Source organism: Aquabacterium sp. J223, assembly GCF_024666615.1.
Taxonomy (GTDB): domain Bacteria; phylum Pseudomonadota; class Gammaproteobacteria; order Burkholderiales; family Burkholderiaceae_C; genus J223.
In genome coordinates, this window is the sequence record NZ_CP088297.1 from 4,112,363 (window position 1) to 4,135,603 (window position 23,241).

Annotated in this window: 23 protein-coding genes and 1 pseudogene; 3 read left to right on the forward strand and 21 right to left on the reverse strand. The window is 70.7% G+C overall.

Going from position 1 to position 23,241, the window contains the following annotated elements:
• Positions 1–3 precede the first annotated feature (3 nt).
• Positions 4–1,518, forward strand: a complete 1,515-nt coding sequence (locus tag LRS07_RS19375) for an aldehyde dehydrogenase family protein (protein ID WP_260499558.1) — start codon at positions 4–6, stop codon at positions 1,516–1,518.
• Between the two features lie 32 nt (positions 1,519–1,550).
• Entirely contained in the window at positions 1,551–2,357 is an 807-nt protein-coding gene (locus LRS07_RS19380; protein WP_260499559.1) for an alpha/beta fold hydrolase, read from the forward strand.
• Between the two features lie 77 nt (positions 2,358–2,434).
• On the opposite strand, the gene LRS07_RS19385 is transcribed toward LRS07_RS19380, so the two are convergent.
• The 20 genes and pseudogenes from LRS07_RS19385 to LRS07_RS19475 form a co-directional block, all read right to left on the reverse strand.
• On the reverse strand, positions 2,435–3,412 hold the full coding sequence (locus LRS07_RS19385) for a Bug family tripartite tricarboxylate transporter substrate binding protein (protein ID WP_260499560.1): 978 nt from the start codon (positions 3,410–3,412) through the stop codon (positions 2,435–2,437).
• Positions 3,413–3,422: 10 nt separating this feature from the next.
• Positions 3,423–4,379: an alpha/beta fold hydrolase gene (locus tag LRS07_RS19390; RefSeq protein WP_260499561.1), complete on the reverse strand. Its 957-nt coding sequence runs from the start codon at positions 4,377–4,379 to the stop codon at positions 3,423–3,425.
• A gap of 20 nt (positions 4,380–4,399) precedes the next feature.
• A complete protein-coding gene (locus LRS07_RS19395) occupies positions 4,400–5,044 on the reverse strand; it encodes a Bug family tripartite tricarboxylate transporter substrate binding protein (protein ID WP_260499562.1) in 645 nt (214 codons plus the stop codon).
• Positions 5,037–5,390, reverse strand: coding sequence for a Bug family tripartite tricarboxylate transporter substrate binding protein (locus LRS07_RS19400; protein ID WP_260499563.1), 354 nt, complete (start codon positions 5,388–5,390; stop codon positions 5,037–5,039). The genes LRS07_RS19395 and LRS07_RS19400 overlap by 8 nt, the downstream gene beginning before the upstream one ends.
• The gene (locus LRS07_RS19405; protein WP_260499564.1) at positions 5,387–7,054 is read right to left on the reverse strand and encodes a CocE/NonD family hydrolase; all 1,668 of its coding nucleotides are present in this window, start codon (positions 7,052–7,054) and stop codon (positions 5,387–5,389) included. Before LRS07_RS19405 ends, LRS07_RS19400 begins: the two co-directional genes overlap by 4 nt.
• A 47-nt stretch (positions 7,055–7,101) precedes the next feature.
• Positions 7,102–9,318, reverse strand: a complete 2,217-nt coding sequence (locus LRS07_RS19410) for a xanthine dehydrogenase family protein molybdopterin-binding subunit (protein ID WP_260499565.1) — start codon at positions 9,316–9,318, stop codon at positions 7,102–7,104.
• Positions 9,319–9,332: 14 nt separating this feature from the next.
• Positions 9,333–9,797: a (2Fe-2S)-binding protein gene (locus tag LRS07_RS19415; RefSeq protein WP_260499566.1), complete on the reverse strand. Its 465-nt coding sequence runs from the start codon at positions 9,795–9,797 to the stop codon at positions 9,333–9,335.
• Positions 9,794–10,768: an ABC transporter substrate-binding protein gene (locus LRS07_RS19420; RefSeq protein ID WP_260499567.1), complete on the reverse strand. Its 975-nt coding sequence runs from the start codon at positions 10,766–10,768 to the stop codon at positions 9,794–9,796. Before LRS07_RS19420 ends, LRS07_RS19415 begins: the two co-directional genes overlap by 4 nt.
• Complete coding sequence (locus LRS07_RS19425; RefSeq protein WP_260499568.1) at positions 10,752–11,255, reverse strand: aromatic-ring-hydroxylating dioxygenase subunit beta; 504 nt, start codon at positions 11,253–11,255, stop codon at positions 10,752–10,754. Before LRS07_RS19425 ends, LRS07_RS19420 begins: the two co-directional genes overlap by 17 nt.
• Positions 11,252–12,613 (reverse strand): aromatic ring-hydroxylating oxygenase subunit alpha, encoded by a 1,362-nt coding sequence (locus LRS07_RS19430; protein ID WP_260499569.1) that lies wholly within the window; start codon positions 12,611–12,613, stop codon positions 11,252–11,254. The genes LRS07_RS19425 and LRS07_RS19430 overlap by 4 nt, the downstream gene beginning before the upstream one ends.
• Before the next feature lie 76 nt (positions 12,614–12,689).
• Positions 12,690–13,304 carry a Bug family tripartite tricarboxylate transporter substrate binding protein gene (locus LRS07_RS19435; RefSeq protein WP_260499570.1) on the reverse strand — a complete coding sequence of 205 codons (615 nt, stop codon included), beginning with the start codon at positions 13,302–13,304 and terminating at the stop codon, positions 12,690–12,692.
• Positions 13,249–13,701: pseudogene (locus LRS07_RS22365) on the reverse strand (Bug family tripartite tricarboxylate transporter substrate binding protein); the annotation flags it as partial. The pseudogene LRS07_RS22365 and the gene LRS07_RS19435, both read right to left, overlap by 56 nt.
• A complete protein-coding gene (locus tag LRS07_RS19440; RefSeq protein ID WP_260499571.1) occupies positions 13,691–15,385 on the reverse strand; it encodes a CocE/NonD family hydrolase in 1,695 nt (564 codons plus the stop codon). The gene LRS07_RS19440 and the pseudogene LRS07_RS22365, both read right to left, overlap by 11 nt.
• A 148-nt stretch (positions 15,386–15,533) precedes the next feature.
• Entirely contained in the window at positions 15,534–16,508 is a 975-nt protein-coding gene (locus tag LRS07_RS19445; protein ID WP_260499572.1) for a Bug family tripartite tricarboxylate transporter substrate binding protein, read from the reverse strand.
• A gap of 277 nt (positions 16,509–16,785) precedes the next feature.
• Complete coding sequence (locus tag LRS07_RS19450; protein ID WP_260499573.1) at positions 16,786–17,952, reverse strand: ABC transporter substrate-binding protein; 1,167 nt, start codon at positions 17,950–17,952, stop codon at positions 16,786–16,788.
• 38 nt (positions 17,953–17,990) lie between these two features.
• Positions 17,991–18,947, reverse strand: coding sequence for a fumarylacetoacetate hydrolase family protein (locus tag LRS07_RS19455; RefSeq protein WP_260499574.1), 957 nt, complete (start codon positions 18,945–18,947; stop codon positions 17,991–17,993).
• Positions 18,948–19,022: 75 nt separating this feature from the next.
• Complete coding sequence (locus LRS07_RS19460) at positions 19,023–19,409, reverse strand: YciI family protein (RefSeq protein WP_260499575.1); 387 nt, start codon at positions 19,407–19,409, stop codon at positions 19,023–19,025.
• Positions 19,406–20,296 carry a VOC family protein gene (locus tag LRS07_RS19465; protein ID WP_260499576.1) on the reverse strand — a complete coding sequence of 297 codons (891 nt, stop codon included), beginning with the start codon at positions 20,294–20,296 and terminating at the stop codon, positions 19,406–19,408. The genes LRS07_RS19460 and LRS07_RS19465 overlap by 4 nt, the downstream gene beginning before the upstream one ends.
• Positions 20,297–20,339: 43 nt before the next feature.
• Positions 20,340–20,654, reverse strand: a complete 315-nt coding sequence (locus LRS07_RS19470) for an NIPSNAP family protein (RefSeq protein ID WP_260499577.1) — start codon at positions 20,652–20,654, stop codon at positions 20,340–20,342.
• A complete protein-coding gene (locus LRS07_RS19475) occupies positions 20,644–21,558 on the reverse strand; it encodes an NAD(P)-dependent oxidoreductase (protein WP_260499578.1) in 915 nt (304 codons plus the stop codon). Before LRS07_RS19475 ends, LRS07_RS19470 begins: the two co-directional genes overlap by 11 nt.
• Positions 21,559–21,660: 102 nt before the next feature.
• Between LRS07_RS19475 and LRS07_RS19480 the strand changes: the two genes are divergently transcribed.
• Entirely contained in the window at positions 21,661–22,683 is a 1,023-nt protein-coding gene (locus LRS07_RS19480; protein ID WP_260499579.1) for a LysR family transcriptional regulator, read from the forward strand.
• On the opposite strand, the gene maiA is transcribed toward LRS07_RS19480, so the two are convergent.
• The gene (gene maiA / locus LRS07_RS19485; protein ID WP_260499580.1) at positions 22,603–23,241 is read right to left on the reverse strand and encodes a maleylacetoacetate isomerase; all 639 of its coding nucleotides are present in this window, start codon (positions 23,239–23,241) and stop codon (positions 22,603–22,605) included. The genes LRS07_RS19480 and maiA overlap by 81 nt on opposite strands.

A 23,241-nucleotide genomic window follows, 5' to 3' on the forward strand; every position in this document is an offset into this window, starting at 1 on the left:
CCGATGGCCGCCGAGAACCGACCTTCCGACACCGTGGACGACCACGGTCCCCGTGTGGCCTCGGTGCTGCCGCGCGAGCGCGGGCTGTACTGGGGTGGCCGCTGGCACGCGCCGTCGGCCGCGCAGACGCTGCAGAGCTTCAATCCGTCGACCGGCGCGCCGCTGGGCGAGGTGCTGTGCGGCGGCGCCGCCGAGGTCGACGCGGCGGTGCAGGCCGCCCGCCAGGCCCTGCGCGGCTGGTCGCGCACCGCGCCGCTGGAGCGCGCGCGCTGCCTGCGCGAAGCCGCCCGGCGGCTGCGCGAGCATTCCGCCGACCTGGCGCTGATCGACGCCGCGGACTGCGGCAACCCGCTGCGCGCGATGCTGCTCGACGCCGAGATGGCGGCGACGCAGCTCGACTACTTCGCGGGCCTCGTGCTGGAGCTGAAGGGCGAGACCCTGCCCACGGCCAACGGCTCGCTCAACTACACCGTGCGCGAGCCGGTCGGCGTGGTGGTGCGCATCTGCGCCTTCAACCATCCGTTCATGTTCGCCGCCGGCAAGATCGCCGCGCCGCTGGCCGCCGGCAACACGGTGATCGTGAAGCCGCCCGAGCAGGCACCGCTGTCCACCATCCGCCTGATGGAGCTGCTCGACGGCGTCTTCCCGCCCGGCGTGCTGAACTGCGTGGTCGGCGGGCGCGACACCGGCGCCGCGCTCGCCGGGCACCCCGACGTGGCGGCGGTCGGCATCATCGGCAGCGTGCCGGCCGGCAAGGCCGTGCTGCGGGCCTCGGCCGACACGCTGAAGCGCACGGTGCTCGAGCTCGGCGGCAAGAACGCGATGATCGTGCACCCCGACGCCGACTTCGACGCCGCGGTGGACGGCGCCGTGCGCGGCATGAACTTCACCTGGTGCGGTCAGTCCTGCGGCTCCACCAGCCGGCTGTTCCTCCACGCCAGCCTGCACGACCGCTTCGTCGACGCCCTGCTGAAGCGGCTGGCGGCTGCGCACCGGCCGGGCCTGGCCACCCACATGCGCACGACCATGGGCGCGCTGGTGAGCCGCGCGCAGTACGACCGCACGCTGAGCTACGTCGAGGCGGGCCGGCAGGACGGCGCCACCCTCGCCGCGGGCGGCCGGCATCCCGACGACCCGAGCCTGAAGAACGGCTTCTTCGTCGAGCCGACCGTCTTCGTCGACGTGCAGCCGGACATGCGCATCGCGCAGGAGGAGATCTTCGGCCCGGTGCTGTCGGTGCTGCGCTGGGACGACGAGGACCGGCTGTTCGAGTCGGTGAACGGGGTGCCCTTCGGGCTGACCGGCTCGGTGTGGACCCGCGACCTGCGCACCGCCCACCGCAGCGCCGCCCGCGTGCAGGCCGGCTACGTCTGGATCAACGACTGCTCGTCGCACTTCATCGGCGCGCCCTTCGGCGGCGTGAAGCAGTCCGGCCTCGGCCGCGAGGAGTCGAAGGAGGAGATGCTGGAGTTCACGCACCTCAAGAACGTCAACGTCAACGTGCGCCTGCACGAGTGAGGTCGTCGACACCGCCATCCCCAGGGGCCGGCATGCAGCGACGCACCGTCCTGGGCACCGCGGCGGTGGCCGCGGCGGCGGCCGCCGCGCCCGCCGCGGTGGGCGCCGCCACGCCGCGGCCGCGCACCTTCGTGCTGGTCCACGGCGCCTTCCACGGCGGGTGGTGCTGGCAGCGTGTCGCGAGCCGGCTGCGGGCGCGCGGCCACGCGGTCTTCACGCCCACCTGGACCGGGCTCGGTGAGCGGGCGCACCTGATGCGGCCCGGCATCGACCTCGCCACCTTCGTGCAGGACGTGTCGTCGGTGATCGAGGTGGAGGAACTGCGCGACGTGGTGCTCGTCGGGCACAGCTTCGGCGGCTACGTCATCACCGGCGTGGCGGACCGCCTGGCCGACCGCCTGTCGGAGGTGGTCTACGTCGATGCGGCGGTGGCCACGTCGGGGCGTTCGCCCTTCGCGGAACTGCCGGCGGAGGTGCGACGTGCACGCATGGAAGCCGCCGTCGAGCGGCAGGGCACGCGGGTCATCCTGCCGCCACCGGCCAGCAGCTTCGGCCTCGAACGGCCGGAGGACATCGCCTGGGTCGACCGGCGCATGACGCCGATGCCGCTGGACGCCTACGACAGCGCCATCACGCTGCAGGGCCCGCCGGCCGGGTCGACCCCGGCCCGGTACATCCGCTGCACCCGTCCGCCACTGCCCCAGGTGGCGGCGGGCGCGGCCTACGCCCGAGAGCGCGGCTGGCGCTACGCCGAGATCGCCACCGGTCACGACGCCATGGTCACCTCGCCGAGCGAACTGGTCGCCCTGCTGGAGGACCAGGAACGCCTGGCGCGGTGATGTGCCTCGTCGTCGCCCCGCGGGACGCCCGCCGCCGGCGCCCGCCTCGGCGCCTGGCCGCGCCTTGAGCCCGGCGCTCAGTCGATGCTGATCTTGACCTGCCGGGTGAGGGCGGTCCAACGCGCCTGCTCCTGCTGCATCAGCACCGCGGTCCCGTCGGCGTCCGTGGGCCGGATGTCGACCGCCAGGCTGTGCAGGATGGTCCGGACCTCCGCGCTGTTGACCGCGGCCAGGAACTCGGCCTGCAGCCGGGTCGCCACCAGGGCCGGAAGCCGGGGTGGCGCCAGCAGCGCGCTCCAGGTCTCCGCCACCACGTCGCGCAGTGACGGCTCCGCTTCGGTCAGCGTCGGCACTTCCGGCGCTCCGGCCAGGCGCTGCCGCCCGGTCGTGGCCAGCAACCGGAGCTTGCCCTGTTCCGCCATGGACTTCATCGCCGAGTAGCCGCTGAAGAGCACCGGCACCTGGCCGCCCACCACGTCCTGCACGGCCGGCGCGCAACCCTTGTAGGGGATGTGCGCCATGTCCACCTTGGCCTGCAGCTTGAAGAGCTCGCCGACCAGGTGCATGGACGTTCCGATGCCGCAGGACGCGTACGCGTACTTGCCCGGGTGCTTGCTGAGCAGGTCCATCAACTGGCCGACGGTCTGCACCGGCAGGCTGGGGTTCACCGCGATGGCGATCGGGCCGTAGCCGGAGATGCCGATCGGCGTGAAGTCCTTGATGGGGTCGTAGGGCGCCTTGGTGAGGACCGGGTTGATGACCACCGAATCGTTGGTCACCAGCAGCGTGTAGCCGTCCGGCTTGCTGCGGGCGACCCGCTGCGCCCCGATGTTCCCCGAAGCGCCGGCCACGTTCTCCACCGTGACGGGCTGGCCCATCTGCACCGACATCCGCGCCGCGATGGCGCGGGCGATGGCGTCGACGCCGCCGCCGGCGACGAACGGCACGACGATGGTGACCGGGCGGGTCGGGAACGACTGGGCGGGCGCCTCCAGGCCCGTCGCCAGGCCCCCCACGGCCAGCGCGGCGACGGTCAGAAGACGGAACAGCTTCATGGCATCCACCTCAGGTGCGGGACAGGAACCACGTCACCAGGCCGTTGAAATCCTTCCACCGGTCAAGCCAGAGGAAGTGGTCGGCCTTGTCGAAGACATGGAACTGCGCATCGGGGATGCGCCGGTAGAAGTCGAGGCCGTTGTCCAGCCCCTTGCCGGAGTTCTTGCCCCAGACGATCAGCGGCTGCTTGCCCAGGGACTCCAGGTGGGTGGTCAGGTGCACGCCGTCGACCTCGTACTGCGCGCGGTTGCGCACGCCGCCATCCGCCCAGAACTGGGCGAACGGTGCTTCCCAGATCGGCAGCCACTTCTTCGCCAGCACCACCATGCGGTCGATCAACGGATCGCACAGCATGGAGTGGTCGTAGGTCATCGACCCCATGTACCGCCGCATGTCCTGCGGCGTCGGCGCCAGGTGCTCGGTGCGCAGGGTGCCCGGCGCGAAGTTCTGCGTGAACTGCGGCGAGACGCGCGCCGCGCCGATGCCGCCCGCCGGCAGCGCCAGGCTGGCGCTGTCCACCAGGACCAGCTCGCGCACCAGGTCCGGGCGCCTGAAGGCGACGTAGGCCGCGATCCAGGCCCCCTGCGACTGCCCGACGAGGTGGCACGGGCCCACGCCCAGGGCCTCGACGAACGCGACGACGTGGTCGGCGCGCACGCGCACGTCGCCGATGTCCTGCAGGTTGCGGGGCGCGTCGGTCCCGCCGCCACCCAGTTCATCGACCGCGAAGACGCGGAACCGACGCGCCAGCGGCAGGATGGTGGGGTACCAGCGGTCGGCGCCGATGCCGACCTGGAAGTTGGCGCCGTGGATCAGCACCACCGGCGCGGCGTCCTCGCGGCCAGCCTCGAGGTAGGTGGTGTGGTACCCGTCGGCCACGAGATGGCGACGGTTCACCTCGTCCGGCCGGTCGAAGATGCTGGCCCATTCGGGGTCCTGGACCGATCGCTCATACAAGCTGCTCATGCTGCGCACCGGTGTCCGGCTCACTCCATCTTCGCGCCAGAGACCTTGACCATCTGCTGGCGGCTTTGCAGCTCCTGCCGGATCAAGGCGCGGAACTGTTCGGGCTTGAGGTCGGCGGGCTCGTAGGCCTTGGCCAGCATCTGTTCCTTGGCGAAGGCCGGGTCGGCCAGCACCGCGGACACGTCGGCGTGGATCTTGTCGATGATGGGCTTCGGCGTGCCCCTGGGCGCCAGGAGGCCGTACCAGGCCGAGGCGGTGACGTCGGGGTAGCCCAGTTCGATCATGGTGGGCAGGCCGGGCATCAGCGAGGTGCGCTTCTCGCCGCTGTAGGCCAGCGGCACCACCTTGCCGTCGGCGATCAGCGATCGGGCGGTGTAGACGCCCAGCCACGTCAGCGGGATTTCGCCGCTGGACAGCGCCATCGACATCTGCGGGATGCCCTTGTAGGGCACGTGGTTCAGCTGGATGCCGGCCTTGAGGTTCAGCATCTCCATCAACAGGTGCATGTGGCTGCCGGGGCCCTGCGACGCGTAGGCGATGTGGCCCGGCCCCGCGGCCTTGGCGCGCTCGACCAGCTGCGGGACGCTGCGCGCCTGCAGCGATGGCGTGGCGACCAGCACCATGCCGAAGGAAGTCAGCAGCGTGATCGGCTCGAAATCACGCACCGGGTCGTAGGGCAGCTTGGCGTTGAGGTGGGGGGAGGATGCTGAAGGTGGAGTCGATGCCGAACAGCAGCGTGTGGCCGTCGGGTGCGGCTTGCGCCACCGCCGCGGCCGACAGCACGGTGTTGGCGCCGGGCCGGTTCTCGACCAGCACCTGCTGCTTCCAGCGCGCCGCCAGCCGCTCGCTCAGGGCCCGGGCCAGCAGGTCGCTGCCGCTGCCCGGCGGCACGCCGATGACCAGCCGGACCGGCCGCTGCGGCCAGTCCTCGGCCTGTGCCACGGCACCGCCCGACCACAGCGCCTGCAGCGCAACGACGGACGACAAGACAAGCGCACGCAACAGGGTCATGGCGAGGTGCTCCGGACGGGGATGAACAGCGCCGAGGGGTGCTCGGCCGAATGGAAGAAGGTGTCGCGGCCCACCTTGCGCGGGCCGTACTCGTGGGCGAACACGTTCTCCGTCAGCATGGAGTCGCCGTTGGCGATCTCCAGGCGCAGGCGGCTGCCGGCGCGGAAGCAGTGGCCGGTGGGCATGATGGCGATCTGGTAGCGAACCACCTGCCTGGGCACGATGTCGCTGGGCGCGTCGTGCGCGTACTGCGGTGCCATCTCGCGGCTCCAGCGCGGGTCCAGCGCGCGGTGCGAGGCCCGCAGCCAGCCCTTGGTGACCACCTGCGACGCCGGGTTGACGCCACGCGCCAGTTCGCCCGGGTCCCGCGGCGCCTGCTCGGACAGCTTGACGATGAAGTCGGTGTCGGTGCCGCTGGAGGCCGCGTACAGCACCAGCTTGATCGGGCCGCACACGTGCAGCGGCGCCGTCAGCGCCGGCGAGGTGAACGTCAGCACCCGCCGCGCCGGGTCGGGCCGGCCGCGCTCGTCGAAGCCGACGACGCCGATGCGCCAGCCCGGGTCCGGGTACTCGTAAGAGGTCGACGCCGGGCCTTCGACCGGCGCGTCCGCCTCGTCAAGGAAGCCGTCGTCGAGCGAGCCGTCGTTGAGCGACTGCACGCTGCCGCTGGGCCGGCCGCTGAGCCGGAACTCGCGGTAGGCCGCGTCGGCCGGCGGCCACTGCTCGGCGGTGTGCAGCTCCGGTGAGCCGGTGACGTAGTAGCGCACCGGCGGCAGGCGGTCGTAGCCGTTGTCGACCTCCTCCTTGAGGTAGCGGTCGTAGAACGGCAGCAGGTGCCGCTCGTGGAAGGCGACGCTGGAGAAGTCGCTCACCGCGTCCTGCACCGACGAGGAGTTGAACACCAGCAGCTTCTTGGGGCCGCCGGAACGCTCGAAGCCGACGATGTTGCCGTTCAGGTGCAGGTCCACCTTGCGCCAGACGCCGATCGACAGCACCGGCACGCGGATGCGGTCCAGCGACTCGGCGGCGGCGCGCTCGCGCCAGAAGTCGTCGTAGGTGGGGTGCTGGCGCACCGCCAGCGCGTAGTCCCACTCCAGCAGCCGCGACGGCCCCTGCGCCGGGTACTGGTTCACCGTGCGGACCGTGCCGTTGTACCAGGTCTGCCCGGGGAACTCGCCCGGGATGCCGCCGGTGTAGGCCGAGGCCCGGTAGGTGTCGACGTTGCCGTCGAAGGGCGCGATGCACTTCAGCGCCGGCGGCCCCTGGATGGCCATGAACCACTGCATGCGCGCGTAGTAGCTCTGCCCGATGCCGCCGACCCGGCCGTTGCTCCACGGCTGGCGGGCGATCCATTCGATCACCTCGTACAGGTCGCGCTGCTCCGCAGGGCACATGTAGCGGTAGTCGCCTCCGGAGCGTCCGGTGCCGCGCACGTCCATGTGCACGAAGGCGTAGCCCTGCGCCAGGTACCACTCGATGGGGCCGGTCTCGCGCCAGAGGAAGACCGGCCGCGCCGGCGCCGCGTTGTTGTCGAAGCGGTACGGCGACGCCGCCAGCAGCGTCGGCCGCGACACCGACGCCGCCTCCGGCGGCAGGTACAGCGCGGCGGCGATCTCGATGCCGTCGCGCATGGGGATGCGCACGATGCGGGTGGGTTCGGTCACCTGGTCGTGTCCAGGATGCAGAGGCGCCGCCCCACCGGCCACCGCGGTCATGCCAGCGCGCCCCGGACGCGGGACGGCGTGAACGGCGCCTCCCGCAGGCGGCGGCCGGTGGCCGCGGCGAAGGCGTTGGCCACGGCGGCGGCCGCCGGCCCCTGCGAGGCCTCGCCCGTGCCCAGGGGCCGCTCGGTGCGGCGGGCGAGGTGGTGCTCGACCCGCGGCACGTCGGGCATCCGCAGGATGGGGTAGTCGCCCCAGTGCCGGGTCTGCACGCCGGTCGGGGCCATGCGGACCTCTTCGAGCAGCGTCCAGCTCACCGACTGGATGACGCCGCCCTCGATCTGGTTGAGCACGCCGTCCGGGTTGATCACGGTGCCGGCGTCGGTGGCGCACCACACGCGCGGCACCCGCACCAGGCCCTTGTCCCGGTCGACGATCACCTCCGCCACCACGGCCACGTAGGCCGCGGTGTTCTTGTACTGCGCGTAGCCGATGCCGAAACCGCGGCGGCCGTCGCCCTGCGGGCGGCCGGACCACTGCGCCATCTCGGCCGCGGTCCGGATGACGGCCGCCCCGCGCTCATCCTTCAGGTGCGCAAGCCGGAAGGCCACTGGGTCGGCGCCGGCGGCCTCGGCCAGCTCGTCCATGAACGATTCGACCGCCAGCACGTTGCCGTAGGCACCGAGGGTGCGCAGCGACGACACCCACACCGGCATGACCGGAATGAAGTGGTTGACGACGCGGTGGTTGCCCACGTCGTAGCCCGGGACCGCGTTGCGTTCGCTGCCGCCGCCGAACATGGCGGGGATGTTGCGGGCGGGCGCCCGCGGCTGCGGCTGCGCCAGCGACCACGCCAGCACCAGGTTGTTGCCGTCGGCCTCGCCGGGCCGGATGCCGTGCGGCCCGCTCCACAGCTCGTACTGCCAGTCGACGATGCGCCCGTTGGCCACCGCGCCGCTCGCCTTCATCACCATGGCGGTGCCGTAGGGCTCGCCGGTGAACTCGTCCTCGCGCATCCACTGCAGCCGCACCGGCCGCCCGGGCATCGTCTTGGCGATCAGCGCCGCCTCGAACGCCGCGTCGTCGGCGCCGTTGCGGCCGTAGCAGCCGGCGTTCTCGGCGTAGGTGCAGCGGACGTCGGCCTCCTTCATCCCGAGCGCGCGCGCAAGGTCGCGGCGCAGCGGGAACACGCCCTGCGAATGGGTCCACACGGTCATGCGGCCGGCCTCCATCTGCGCCAGCGCGCAGGACGGGCCGATCGACCCATGGGAGACGTACGGCTTGCGGTAGGTGGCCTCCACCCGCTTGGCGCCGTCGGGCACCGGCTGGGCCTTCTGGCTCACCACGGTGTCGACCGTGGGCAGCGCCAGCAGGTCCTGGTACACGCGCTCGGGGGTGGGCAGCACCTCGCCGCCCGACCAGCGCGCGCCCTCGCGCAGGGCCGTCCACGCGGCGATGGCCTGTTCCTCGCGCCGCGCGACCACCCCGAGGAAGCTGCCGTCGCGGACGATGGCCAGCACGCCGGGCAGGCGGCGCACCGCCGCTTCGTCGACCCGCTCGAGCCGCGCGCCCGGTCGCGGCGGGCGCACCACGCGGGCGTGCACCATGCCCGGCAGCCGCAGGTCCTGGATGTACGCCGTGGCGCCGGTGACCTTGGCCGGGATGTCCAGCCGCGGCACCGACTGGCCCACCAGCCGGTACAGCGAGGCCGGCTTCGCTCGCGCGGTGGGGCTGGCCTCGCGCTTCAGGTCCACCGCGCCCGCCAGCTCGCCGTAGGACAGGCGCCGGCCGTCCGGCGCCACCACCGCGCCGTCGGCCGCCCGCAGCTCGGCGGCCGGCACCGCCAGCCGCTCGGCCGCCAGGGCGACCAGCAGCTCGCGCGCCTCGGCGCAGGCCGCGCGCAGCGCGCTGCCCGAGAACTCGATGCTCATGCTGCCCGCGGTGAAGCCCTCGTCCGGCGTCAGGTCGGTGTCGCCGGTGAGGATGCTCAGCCGCGACAGCGGCAGCTCCAGCTCCTCCGCCGCGATCTGCGCCAGGGCGGTCTTCACGCCCTGGCCGAACTCGACCTTGCCGGTGCAGACGACGGCGCTGCCGTCGGGGGCCAGCCGCACCCACGCGTCGAGCCGGCGCGTGGCGTTCAGGCTGCCCGGCAGCCGCACCGGACCGCCCGCCGCCGGCTGGGCGTCGGCCCGCCCGGGCAGCCAGGAGAAGGCCACCACCACGCCGGCGCCGGTGAGCAGCCCGCGCCGCGAGATTCCTGTGGACATGCTGACCTCCTGCGTCATACGGCGGCGTCGCCGGCGGCGCGCAGCACGGCCTTGACGATGCGGTTGTGGGTGCCGCAGCGGCACAGGTTGCCGGCCAGTGCCTCGCGCACCTGGGCCTCCGTGGGCTTCGGGTTGCGGTTGAGCAGCGCCTGCGCCGTCATCACCATGCCGTTGATGCAGTAGCCGCACTGCGCGGCCTGCTCGGCGATGAAGGCCTGTTGCAGGCGGCTGGGGTTGCGCTGGCTGCCCAGCCCTTCGAGCGTGGTGATCTCGGCCTTGCCGACGGCCTTGCACGGGATGACGCAGGACGGGGCCGCCTGGCCGTCGATCAGCACCGTGCACGCACCGCACTGGGCCATGCCGCAGCCGTACTTGGGACTGTTGAGCTCCAGGTCGTTGCGCAGCGCGTACAGCAGCGGCGTGTCGGGGGATGCGGGCACGCTGCGCAATGCGCCGTTCACCTTCAGTTTGAGGGTCATGATGTGCGGTCGGTGGTCAGCAGGTCACGCGCTGCGTCGAGCCAGGTGAGGTCGACGTAGGCGTCGAGCCCCGTCGGCGCCCCTGGCGGCAGCAACCCAGCCTGCCGCTGGGTGTCGAGCACCACCTCCAGGCCCCGGCGGTTGACCGACAGGTCGCGCGTCAAGGCGTTGGTGCTGGTGTAGTAGTCCCACGCGCGCTCGGCGTGGCGTCGCTCGGCGGGCAGTTCGCGCTCGGCGATGGCGGCCGCCTCGTCCCGGTGGGTGTGCACCCATTCGGTCGACCGCAGCATGACGGCCAGGAAGCGGGTCAGCACGTCGGGTTCGCGGCGCGCCCAGTCGCGGTTGACGTTCACCGAGACGAACTGCCAGTCGGGCACGTAGCCGGTGATGTCGCCGAGGTTGTTCAACCCGGCCTCCTCCGCCACGTAGTTCCAGGGGATCGACTGCAGGCCGCCGTCGATGCGGCCTTCGAGCAGCGCCTTGTGGCGCGGCGGCACACCGCCGGTTTCGACCACCTCGTAGTCGCCGGGGTGCTGCAGCCCATGGTGGGCCATCATCGCCTGCAGCTGGAAGAAGCTGCCCTCGACCCGGTTCAGGATGCCCAGCCGCGCGCCGCGCAGCGAGGCCACCGTGGGAAACGGGGGCCGGGTGATGAGCGAATGGCTGAGCTTGCCGGTGTTGCCGGCCACGATGCGCAGCGGCCCGCCGGCGGCCGCATCCTGCAGCGCGGCCTCGGGCGTGGCGATCGCGATGTCCAGGGCGCCGTCGCGCAGCGGTTCCGCCTGCGAGGCGGCGCCCAGGAGCGACACCTCCAGCTGCAGGCCGGCACGCTCGAATTCGCCGCGGTCCAGCGCCGCCCACAGCGGCAGGTAGAAGAAGGTGCGCGACACGATGGCCACGCGCAGCCGCCGGGGCGCGCCGTCGTGGGACGGGGCTGGCGAGCCCTGGGGTTGTTCAGAGGCAGTAGACATCGATCATCGTCGGGATGTAGTCGCTGTTCAGCTGAACGACGCGACGCTGGATGCGCCAGCCGTCCGGGTCGCGCGTGAAGTCCACGCGCGTGAGGCCGAACAGGCAGAAGCTCTGCTGGCGGGCGGGCAGGAACACATGGCACGACCAGGCGGCCCGGGCGTGCAGGCGATCGGCATCCGACGGCGGATCGGCGATGACCCAGCCGTGGACATGCGTGGTGCGCGGCAGCGGCACCGACGACGCGGACTGGCGGGTCTTGATGCGCATGACCCGGTCCTCGAGTCCGGCCCGGCTGCGGTAGTAGATGTGCGACAGCTCGCGCCTGGGATCGGCGGTGAGCGTCTCCTCGTCGCGCCACATCGGCACCCAGTACTCGCAGTCCTCGCGGTAGCGCGACAGCCAGTCGTCCCAGCGGCGCTCGTCCAGGCAGGCCGCCTCCTGCGCGAGCAGGTCGCGCGCCAGCGCGGTGGCGTCCGGGCCGTTCATGGCCGGCCCCCGTCCAGGCCGGGATACGCCGGCCGTCCCTCGGCCCCGGCCGCCATGAGCCGCGCCCATTCGCGGTAGGCGGCGTGGAAGCACACCTCGTTCTGCATCCGAAAGGTGCCCTTGACGCTGTACCGCGGCCGCATGCCCAGTTCGTCGGCGTCGGGGGTGGGCGAGACGAGGTCGGCGCCGAGTCCGCGCTGGAAGCCCTGCAGCCAGCCCAGGGCGTCGACGCTGCCGGCCTGGCAGTCCTCGTAGATCACCGTGTCGTCGGAGGTGGCCAGGCCGCTGGGGTTGAAGAAGTCCTCGAACTGCCGCAACCGCCAGGCCCTCTGCTCGTCCGGCTCGCCGATCGGGGCCAGGCAGTGCACCCGCATCTCGGTCAGGTCCGGTCCCAGCGGTCGGAAGGTGCGCAGGATCAGCGACGTGGAGTCCGCGATCTGCAGGTTGGGGAAGATGTTGAGGTTGCGCAGCTTCAGCATCCAGCGGGCGCGCACCTCGCCCACCCGCGACCGGACCTCGTCGACCACCGGCCACAGCGGCCGCTTCTCCGGCTGCGGCTGCTCCAGCCAGATGGCGGCATGCCCGTGGTCGAAGCCGAAGGCGCCGCCCTCCTGCACCAGGCGCGCCCGCCAGTCGAACTGGCGGGCGTCGGTGTTGCCCTTGCGCTCGCTCTCGCGGCGCTGCACCACGCCCATGAAGGCGGCGTGCGTGGACGTCAGGTGGTAGAAGTCCAGCCCGTTGTCCATCTGCAGCTTCCAGTTGCCGCGGTAGGTGTAGACGCACCGGCCGGGAACGAGCTCCATGCCGTGCTCGCCCTGCTGCAGGGCGAGGTCGAGCAGGGGCCGGGCTTCGCCAAGGAACTCCGGCAGCGGCGGCACGTCCGCGGACAGGCTGCCGAACAGCAGCCCCCGGTACTCGTCGAAGGCGCCGAGCGGCACTAGGTCGTGCGACTGTGACGCGAACGGCGCCCCGTAGGCCCCATCAGCCTGGTCCTTGATGAGGACGTTGCGGCCGGACGAGTCGTAGCTCCAGCCGTGGTAGGGGCAGACGTGGTTGCGGCGGTTGCCCTGCTCCAGCCGCGACAGCAGCGCCCCCTTGTGGCGGCAGGCGTTGACGAAGGCGCGGATCGTCCCGTCGCCGCCGCGCGTCACGAGCACCGGCGTGCGGCCGATGTGGGTCGTCAGGTAGTCGTGCGGCTTGACCAGCTGGCTGGCCACGCCGAGGAAAGACCAGGTGCGTTCGAAGACGTGACGCAGTTCCTGCTCGTAGAGCGCCGGGTCCGAATAGATCCGGGCATGGACGTGGAAACGGCCGTCGGCCGCGGCGTCGTCGACGAGGGCGGTGGTGTCTGTCTGCATCTCCTCTGCTCCCAATGTCATGACCCGAAGCGGAAGGCGTCGCGGGCCGGACCAGCGCCGCACCGGCCGCGGCCGGTCACTCCTTCTGCACGCCGGTGGCCTTGACCACCGCCGCGTACTTGTCGATCTCTGCGCGGACGAACCGCTTCAGGTACTCGCTGTCATGCCCCTGGCTCAGCGTCATGCCGAAGGCCGCCGCACGCTGCTTCACCTCGGGCGTCTGGGCGGCCTTCGCCACATCGGCACGCACCTTCTCCAGCACGCCGCGCGGAACGCCAGCGGGTGCGGTGAGGGCGGCCCATGCGATCACTTCGAAGTTGGCCGGCCCCCCCGCCTCGGCAATCGTCGGCACGTCGGGCGCGGTGGGGTGGCGCTCGCGTGACGCCACGCCCAACGCGAGCAACTTGTCCGCCACGTTGCGCGATGCGCCGATGCTGGTGATGTAGAGCTCGACCTCCTGGTTGATCACCGCCGGCTGGATCTGCGAAGTCTCTTTGAAGGGGACCTCGAGCATGTCGATGCCTGCGCGCAGCTTGAACAGTTCGCCCGTCATGTAGGTCGGACTGCCGACCCCGCCGGACACGTAGCGGATGCTGCCGGGATGCGCCTTGGCCTTGTCGATCGAAGTCGCGCAGCGATTTGATCGGTCCGTTGCGGGCGGTGAAGAACACCCAGGGCGTCCACAGCACATCGACCACCGGCACCAGGTCGCGCTCGGGGTCGTACGGCAGCTTTCGGTAGACCGTCGGGTTGATGGCGAGGTTGCCGACGTCGCCCAAGAGCAGATCGTACCCGTCGGGCTTGGCCTTGCGCAATTCGTTGATGGCCACGATGCCCGACGCACCGGGCTTGTTGTCCACGATGACCTGCTGGCCCCATTCCCGAGACAGGGCGTCCGCCAGCAGTCGGGTGATGGCATCGGGCGGGCTGCCGGCGGAGTAGCCGATGATCAACCGCACCGGCCGCGCCGGGAAGGCGACGGCGGGCGCCTGCGCGAAGGCCGAGCCGGCGCCCAGGCCAGCACCCAGCCCGGCGCAGCCGACGAACAGGCCCATCGCTGCCGTGCGGCGATTCAGTTCAGCGGACATCGGTGTCTCCTTCGGTGCCGGCGCGCACGACCACCGGCAACGACAGGCGGGAGGCCCGGTCGCCCTGGTGGTGGATGGTGTCCGCACCGATCTGGTTCGGCGTGTACTCGTGCCAGAAGAAGCCGTCGGTGACCTGCGAATCGCCATTGGCGATCTCCAACCGGATGCGGCTGCCCGGCTTGAACAGGTGGGCCGTCGGCACGACGCAGATGTCGAAGCGGTAGACACGTCCGGGTTCGAGGGGCTGCGGCTCGTCATGGGCATGCCAGGGCCAATGCGGGCGAGTGCGCGCCTCATCGAGCTTGCGGTGCGAGGCGCGCAGCCAGCCCTTGCTCACCACCCGGAAGCGCGGCTGCTCGCCCGGCCTGGCATCGGACCCCGGCGCGAACACCTCCGACAACTTGACGATGAAGTGGGTGTCCGGCGCCGTGGATTCGGCGAACAGGGTGAGTTGGATGGGGCCGTTGATCTCCAGGGCCTCCTGCAGCGGCTCGGTGGTGAAGGTCAACACCCGCCGCACCGGGTCGGGACGGCCGTCCGGACCCAGCCCGACCACGCCATGGCGCCACTCCGGATGCGGGTACTGGTAGGTCGTGGCGCCCTCGTCCGCGGCCGGCGGCTGTGGCGACAGCACGCCGTCGTTCAGCGACGTCACGCTGCCGCTGGGGCCCGGGCGCAGGTACAGCCAGCGGTGCTGCACGTTGGGCAGCGGCCAGGTGGGCGCCTGCCGGATCTCGTTGGCGCCGGGCAGGAAGTAGCGCACCGGCGGCTCCTCGTCGTAGGCGGTGGGCCGGTCCTTCAGGTAGCGGTCGTAGAACGGCAGCAGGTACTGCTCGTGGAACGCCACGCTGGCGAAGTCGGCCTGCGACGCGTAGGTGTCCATGCCGCCGAAGATGAGCAGCTTCTTCGGGCCGCTCACCTCCTGGAAGCCCACGAGGTTGCCGGTGAGGTGGGCGTCCACCTTGCCCCACACCCCGATCGAGAACACCGGGATGTCGATGTCCTTCAGCCGGTCGGTGACCGCGCGCTCGCGCCAGAACTCGTCGTAGCACGGGTGCTCTCGCACCACGCGCGAGAAGTCCCAGTCCAGCGCCTTCGACGGCCCGGTGGCCGGGAAGAGGTTGATGGGCCGGATCAGCAGATTCCACCAAAAGTGCGGGAACTGCGCCGGCACACCACCGTTGTACGCGTTCCAGCGGTAGACGTCGATCACCGCGTCGTAGGGCGCGATGCAGGCCAGGTGCGGCGGCCTCTGCGCCGCCATCAGCCACTGCATGCGCGCGTAGTAGGACTGCCCGATGCCGCCGACCTTGCCGCTGGACCACGGCTGTGCGGCGATCCACTCGATCACCTCGTAGAGGTCGCGCTGCTCCGCCTCGTCCGAGTAGCGGAACTCACCCTCGGACCGGCCGGTGCCGCGCACGTCCATGTGCACGTAGGCGTAGCCCTGCCGCAGGTACCAGGCCAGCGGTCCGGTCTCGCGCCAGAGGAACAGCGCGGTGTCCGGCGCCTCGTTGTTGTCGAAGCGGTAGGGCGAGGCCGCGAAGAGGGTGGGGAACGGGCCAGGGCCGGCCGGCCGGTAGACGGCGGCCGCGATGCGCACACCGTCGCGCATAGTGATGGCGACGATCTCCGTCGGCTTCACATGTTCGTGGGCGTGCCCTGCGGGGGAGCTAAGTGTCATGGCAACTCACGTGGGCAGGCTGCCCGGACGGCGGGCAGCTGCAGCAGCCCCTCAACCCCCGGGCGGACCCGCCGGGCCCTGGGACGGATGGGACAAGCGACGGGCGCCGACCGCCGTCCCGACGGGCAGGACGGCGTCGGTGCGGGACTCAGTCGGCCTTGATGCCCGCGTCCTGGATGACCTTGGTCCAGCGCGCGAGGTCGCTGCTCACCAGCTTGGCCATCTCGGCCGGCGTCGACGGCGCGGCCTCGATGCCCTGCTCGGCCAGCTTCTCCTTGACGTCCGGCATGCGCAGCACCGTGCGCACGTCGCGGTTGACCTTGTTGACGATGTCGGGCGGCGTGCCGGCGGCGGTCGACAGGCCGATCCAGATGTCGCTCTCGTAGCCGGGCACCGTCTCGGCGACCGTGGGCACGTTGGGCAGCACCTGGATGCGCTTGGCGCTGGTCACGCCGAGCGCCGTCAGCCGACCGCTCTTGATGTGCGGCAGCAGCGAGTTGATGGCGCCGAACATCATGTCGACCTGACCCGCGATGAGGTCGGTGATCGCCGGCGCAGCGCCCTTGTAGGGCACGTGCACCATGTCGATCTTGGCCAACGACCTGAACAGCTCCGCCGACAGGTGCTGCGGGCTGCCCATTCCCGACGACGCATACACCAGACCGCCCTGCTTCTTCTTGGAGGCCTCGATGAGTTCCCGCACCGAACTGACGCCGAGGCTCGTGCGCACCGCCAGGACCACCGGCACCCACCCCAGCAGCGAGACGGACTCCAGGTCCTTCACCGGGTTGAACGGCATCTTGCTGAACATCGCCGAGTTCATCGTCAGGATGTTGTTGGCGGCGATCAGCAGGTTCAGGCCGTCCGCGGGCGACTTCGCGACGAGGTCCGCACCGATGTTGCCCGAGGCGCCGGGCTTGTTCTCGACCACCACCGTCTGGCCCCAGGCCTCGCCGAGCTTCTGCGCCAGGACGCGCCCCAGCACGTCGTTGCTGCCCCCCGGCGTGAAGGGCACGACGATGCGCACCGGCTTGCCAGGATACGACTGGGCATTCGCGGACCAGGCGGCGGGGAGCGCGAGGCCGCCGAGGGCGTGCACCATGCGACGTCTGCTGAGCGGCATTCAGGTCTCCTGTGAGTGTTGTGCCGTCGCGGGGACCGCTCTGCGCCGGCATGGCGCCTGGGGTGCGACGGTGATGCCACCATCGTAGTCATCGACCCCAGATGGATCAATCTTGAACGACACGTCAATGCGGCTGACGGTCGGTCAGCAAGGCCACGCGCGCAAAGCCCTTCCGCACACGAGCGTCGACCCGCGGGAACGGGGTCTGGCACCGCCCGGGGGCGCCATCGCCCCCGGTCGGCGCCGTCCGCACCGGATCCGATGGGATCGGCCGCGCTCAGCGCGCCACGCACTGGGCGGCGTAGGCGTCCGGATGGGCCTTCAGCACGTTGGCCTCGGTCATCTTGAACTCGGGCTTGCCGCCCGTTCCACGGGCCACGGTGTAGATGTGGTAGTTCTGCACCGGGAAGTTGTTGTTGCCGAAGCGGAAATCGCCGCGCACCGACTTGAACGTGGCGCCGGCGATGGCCTTCGACAGCGCCTTGCGGTCCGCGGCGTTGCCCTTGGTGGTCTTGAGGGCCGCGTCCAGCAGCATGGCGGCGTCGTAGCTGAACGCCGCGTAGGCCGACGGCAGTCGCGCGTGCTTCTTCTGGAAGGCCTCCACGAAGCGACGCGATTCGTCGCTCGGGTGTCCCGGCGACCAGGTGTCGCCGAGGATGGCGCCCACGGCGGCCGGGCCCATGGCCTCCAGCGCATTGCCCTCGATGGTGTTGCTGGTGTAGAGCGGGATCTTGCCGAGCAGGCCCGCCTGCTGGTACTGGCGCACGAACGTCACGCCGAGGCCGCCGGGGTAGAAGGCGTAGACGGCGTCCGGCTTCTGCGACGCCAGCTTGGTCAGCTCGGCGGAGAAGTCGAGCTGGCTCAGCGGGGTGTAGACCTCGTCGACGATCTCGCCCTTGTAGAGGCGCTTGAGGCCGGCGATCTTGTCGCGTCCGCCGACGAAGCTGGGCGTCATCGTGACGATGCGCTTGACGCTCTTGTCGGTCAGGTACTTGCCCACCACCTCCGCCGGCACATCGCTCTGCCAGGAGGTGACGAACAGGTTGGGCTTGCACTGCGCGCCGGCGGCCGCCGACGGGCCGGCCACCGAGCCGACGAAGGGCACGTCGGTGGATGCGATCTTCGCCTGCAGGGCCATCAGCACGTTGGCGAAGGTCAGCCCGGTGATGACGTCCACCTTGTCGCGCTCGAGCAGCTTGTTGACCGCCACCAGCGCCGCCTCGGGCTTTTGCTGGTCGTCCTCGCGCACGACGGTCGCCGTCTCGCCGCCCAGCTTGCCGCCGAGCTGCTCCAGCGCCAGCATGAAGCCGTCGAGCTGGTCGCGGCCGACGTCGGCCGACGGGCCGCTCAGCGTGCCGACGAAGCCGACCTTGACCTCGGCGTGTACGGCGCTCGCGGTCAGCAGCGCCGACGCCAGCAGCAGGGGTTTCAGGGCGTGGTTCATGGTGCGTGTCTCCTGTTTCAAGTTGGCCGCTCGCGTGCTCAGACGATCCGGGTCTCGAGCTGGCCGAGGTGCTGGATTTCCACTGTCATCACATCCCCGCGCTGGAGGAAGGTGCCGGCTTCCGAGCCGACGCCGGCCGGCGTGCCCGTGAGGATCACGTCCCCGGGCAGCAGCGGCTGGCGGCGGCTCAGGTGAGCGATCTGCTCGGCGACGCCGTAAAGGTGGTTGGAGGTGTTCGAGTCCTGCCGCAGCTGGCCGTTCACCCACAGCTTGATGGTGAGGTCCTCGGGTGAGCCGACGAACTCGGCCGGGGTGAACACCGGCCCCAGCGGGCAGGACCCTTCGAAGCACTTGTGGCCGATCCAGTCGTAGCGGAACGGCGAACTGGCGTCCACCGCCTCGCGCACGAGGTGGTCGCGCGCCGACAGGTCGTTGGCGCACATGTAGCCGGCGACGTGGTCCAGCGCCGCGTCCACCGCCACGTGGTGGGCACGGCGGCCGATCACCACGGCGAGTTCGGCTTCCCAGTCGAGCCGACGGGTCTCGGGCGGCATGGGCACCTCGCCCCGGTGGCCGGACAGGTTCGCCGGCCCGGCCTTCAGGAAATGCCACGGCGGGATGCCCTGCGCCTTCGGGTCGAGCACCAGCTTCATGTTGAGCGCCCGCGACATCGCCTCGACGTGGTCGCGGTAGTTCGCGCCGGCGCCGAAGACGGCGCCCGGGCGCCGCAGCGGCGACTCGAGCGTCAGGCCCTGCTCGTCCAGCACGGCGGCGGCGAAGTCGGCGGGCGCGCGGCGGATCTGTTCGACGAGCGCCCGCAGCGCGGGTTGCGCGGACGTCCACTGCTCGATCAGGCCGTCCACCGACAGGCGGCTCCAGGCGCCGGCCGACGCCACCTCGCCCGCGCGGGCGAGGTCGAACCACGTCGAATCGACGACGACGCCCGCGGCGGACACGTCCGCCGCGCGGTAGGTAAACAACTGGTACTTGCTCAACTCAGAGTCCCCTGTGAGATGCCGTCGTTCATGACCTGGCGTGCAGCCAACGCGCGGCGACGGCGTGAGACGGTCCTACAGCAGCCGGCTGCGCTGGTCGGAGAAGCGGACGTTGACCGTGAACTCGCCCTCCATCAGCCGCCAGGCCCGCAGCTCAACGGAGAACACGCCCTCGCGGATGAACGGGTCCTGGGCCAGGATGTCCTTCGCCTCCGTCAGCGATCCCGCGCGCAGGATCGTCATGCCGCCCACCTGCCCGGGCGGCACGCCGTCGGCCACGAACGGCCCGGAGGCGAAGAGCTCGCCTCGCTTCTCGGCCGCGATGGCCCAGCGCAGGTGGGCTTCGAGCAGTTCGCCCATCCGCGTCAGGTCCAGCGGATGGCGGATGGCCACGTAGAAGGGCTTGTTGAGCATCGCGGCCAGCAGCTGCTCGGCCGTCTGCGCCGGCGCGGGACCGCTCATGGCGCCTCGAAGTTCATGACGAACTCCGGCGGCGGCGGCGTCTGCGCCCACACGGCGGTGATCTGCTCCGGCCCGACGTTCATCGGCACCCAGGCGCTGTCGTCCTCCGGGATGACGTCGATGTCCCAGAAGTACTCGGCCAGGCTATTCCAGGGGTCGCGGATGTAGTGGAAGTAGTTCGAGCCGCCCACGTGGCGGCCGAGTCCGAAGCCGTCCTTGTAGCCGGCCCGCAGCAGCGTCTGCGCGCCGATCTCGATCTCGTCGATGTCGGCGACCTCGAAGCTCAGGTGGTGCAGGCCGGTGTGGCTGCTCTTTGCGAACGCGATGATGTGGTGGTCACCGCCGGCGCTGCCGCGCAGGAAGGCCAGGATGTCGTGCGCCTGGTCGGACACCTTCATGCCCAGCACCCGCGTGTAGAAGTCCACCGACCGCTGGACATCCGGCGAGAACTTGATCAGGTGGCCCAGGCGGCGCGGTTTCGCGGTCTTCTTCAGCGACGTGAGGTCGCAGGCCCGGCCCACGCGCCGGTAGCGGCCGGGCGCGTTGACCTCGATGGGCGCCGCGAGCGTGGACGGCGCGGGCTCCGCCACGCGCACGTTCAGCCAGTCGCCGTGCGGGTCCTGGAACCACAGGCCGTCCAGGTCGCCGAACGGGCTCGGCTTGATCGGCACGCCGGCGCGCTCGAGGTTGGTCTTCAGGGTCGACAGGCCGGCCTCGTTGGTGCCCAACGAGACGTAGCTCAGCTTCTTGCGCGGGCCTTCGATCAGGCGCAGCTGATCCTGCGCACGGCCGCCGCAGCGGAACACGAGGTCGCTGCCGACCGCACGCCCTTCGAGGCCGAAGAGTTCGTAGAAGGAGCGGCCCACCTCCAGGTCGGGGACCGTCATGCCAACATGCAGAAGAGATCGGATCAAGGCGACGCCTCCCTTGTCACTTCAGTGGAGAAAACGGGGCCGGGATCAACAGCTCGTTGCGCTGGTCGATCACCAAGTGGCCCACCTTGGACAGGAACGCGCGCCAGGCAGGATCGGCCGACAGGGTCGCCCGGCGCTGCAAGCGGTCCTCGAACGAATCGAAGCCCCACAGCTGGACGACCCGGTTCAGCTCGCCCACCTCGGACACGAAGTAGCCGAGCAGGCGCCCCAGCGCCCCGGTCTGCACGGCCAGGCCCTCGGCCTCGTAGGCGCGCAGGAACTCGTGCGCGGCCCCGACCTTCAGTTCGTAGATGCGTTGTTCAACGAGCACGTGCGTTCTCCCCGTCCACTCGGTGGTTCGATTCGTCCTCGACCAGCTTGATCACGGCCGAGATGTCCTCCTGCGCCATGCCCGCGGCGATGGCCCGCTCGAAGTAGGGCACCGCGGTCGAGAACAGCGGCGTCGCGCAGCCCAGGCTGTGCGCCATCTCCCGCCCCATGTGCAGGTACTTCTCCAGCGTTTCGAAGGGTCCCGGCGCCGGGCTGAAGCGGCGTGCGGCCATCAACGGCGCACGGATGGAGAACATGGCGGAGTTGCCGGCGCCGTGACGGAGGACCTCGGCGACGCGGTGCGCGTCGAAGCCGGCCCGCACGCCCAGGTTCATGGCCTCGGCCGCGGCCAACGTGTGGACCGTGACCAGGGCGTTCGCGATCAGCTTCATCGCCACCGCCGAGCCGATGTCGCCGAGGTGGAAGTGGTGTTCGGTGATGGCCGTGAGGATGGGGCGGCAGCGCTCCATCAGTGACGCGTCGCCGCCAATGTAGAGGGCCGCGCGCCGGTCGGCCACCATCGGCGGCGACCCGCTGACCTCGACCTCCAGCATCTCGACCTGCTGCGCGCGCAAGCGGTCCGCCTGGGCGATCTTGAACTCGCGGCGGTAGGTCCCCAGTTCGATGACGACCTTGCCGGGCGTCAGGGCGCCCATCACGCCCTGCTCGCCGTCCAGCACCGCCGCCTGCGCCCGCTCGTCGGGCAGGCACAGCAGCAGCACGTCGGCGGCCCGGGCCACTTCGGCAGGCGAGTGGGCGACGCGGCCGCCAGCCGCCGCGAAGGCCTCGCGGTCGGACCGACGAAAGCCCACCACCGGGTGACCGGCTCGAATCAGGTTGACGGCGATCGGCAACCCGAGCTGCCCGATCCCGATCATTCCGACGACCGGGCTGGGAGTGACCATCGTTGTCTCCTTCTTCGACAACGGCATTGTGGGGAGCGGTCTGGAAACAAGCCATGGCGATTCGATGAATGATTCATATCATCGTTGCCTATACTTTTGGTGATGAAAGACCTAAACCTGCTCTTCACCTTCGAAGCCCTGTGGCGCGACCGGTCGGTCACGTTGGCGGCGGAGCGGCTGGGGGTCAGCCAGGCGGCGGTGAGCGGGTCGTTAAAGCGGCTGCGCGAGCACTATGGCGACCAGCTCTTCTCCCTCGTTGGACGGCGCATGCAGCCGACGCCGCTGAGCATCGAGATGGCGCCGCATCTGCTGGATGCGCTGGCGCTCGTTCGCCAGACCGGCGTGGAGCGCGGCCGCTTCGACCCCGCGTCGGCGCGGAGGGTCTTCACGATGCGCACCCGCGACATCGGTGAGGTGGTCTGCCTGCCGCCGTTGCTGGCGGCGATGGCGTCTTGCGCACCTGGCATCCGACTTCGCACCGTGTTCAGGCCCATTCCGGAGACAATGACCGGCCTGGCCAGCGGCCAGATCGACCTGGCGCTGGGTTTCCTACCGTCGCTGGAGACATCGATCCACCGGCGCCTGCTCTTCACCCAGCACTACGTCTGCGTGATGCGCCGCGGGCATCCGCTGGCGGATGTGCCGCTGTCCGCAGACGCCTTCGCCGCCGGGGAACACCTCCTGGTGGAGTACTCGGGCAGCGGGCACGTAGTGCTGGAACGCGCGCTGGTCGAAGCCGGCGCCCGTCACCGCATCAAGCTGCGGCTGCCGCAGTATCTGGCAGCGCCGCACTTCGTCGTTTCGTCAGACCTGCTGTGGTCGGTCCCCGCGGTGCTGGCGGAGCGGCTGTCGATGCACTACCCGCTGGCGATCCATCCGCATCCCCTGCCCTTGCCAGAGTTCGAGGTGGCGCTGTACTGGCACGATCGGTTCCACCGCGATCCAGCCAACATGTGGCTACGGCAGTTCATGGTCGAAATGTTGCATCCACAAGCGGACAGCCCGCCTGGCGCGGCGACCCCCTGGAGGAAGGTTGAGGCTCCGTCAAGCGGCGTCGGGTTGCACCGCGGGCCGCGCCCGCTGGAAGGCCGGCAGGGCCGCGCAGGCTTCATCGATGGCGCCTAGCCGAGGCCAGCGGCCGAGGTCAACGTTAAAGCGTCGCGCGCCCTCGACTTGGGGAACAAGGTAGACGTCCGCCAGCGAGGGCCGGTCGCCGAAGGTGAACCGGCCCGGCGCCGCGCGTGCGGTCACCATCGCCTCGAAGGCGTCGAAACCGGCGGCGATCCAGGTGCCGCACCAGTCGTCGATCACCGCCTGCGACGCCCGGAAGCGCGACTTCAGCGCCTCTAGCACGCGGCGGTTGTTCAGCGGGTGGATATCGCAGCCGACGATGGCGGCGAGCGCGCGCACGTGCGCCCGTGCCTCGGCGTCCTGCGGCAGCAGCGCCGGCTGCGGGTAGCGCTCCTCCAGCCATTCGATGATGGCCGGCGTCTGCACCATGGGCCGACCGTCGACCTCCAGCACCGGCACCAGCCGCTGCGGGTTGAGCTGCCTGAAGCCCTCGCTCAGGTGCTGTTCCTTGCGCAGGTCGACGGCCACCTGCTCGTACGACAGGTTCTTGAGGTTGAGGGCGATGCGCAGCCGGTGCGAAGTGCCGCTGCGAAAGAATCCGTGGAGCTTCAT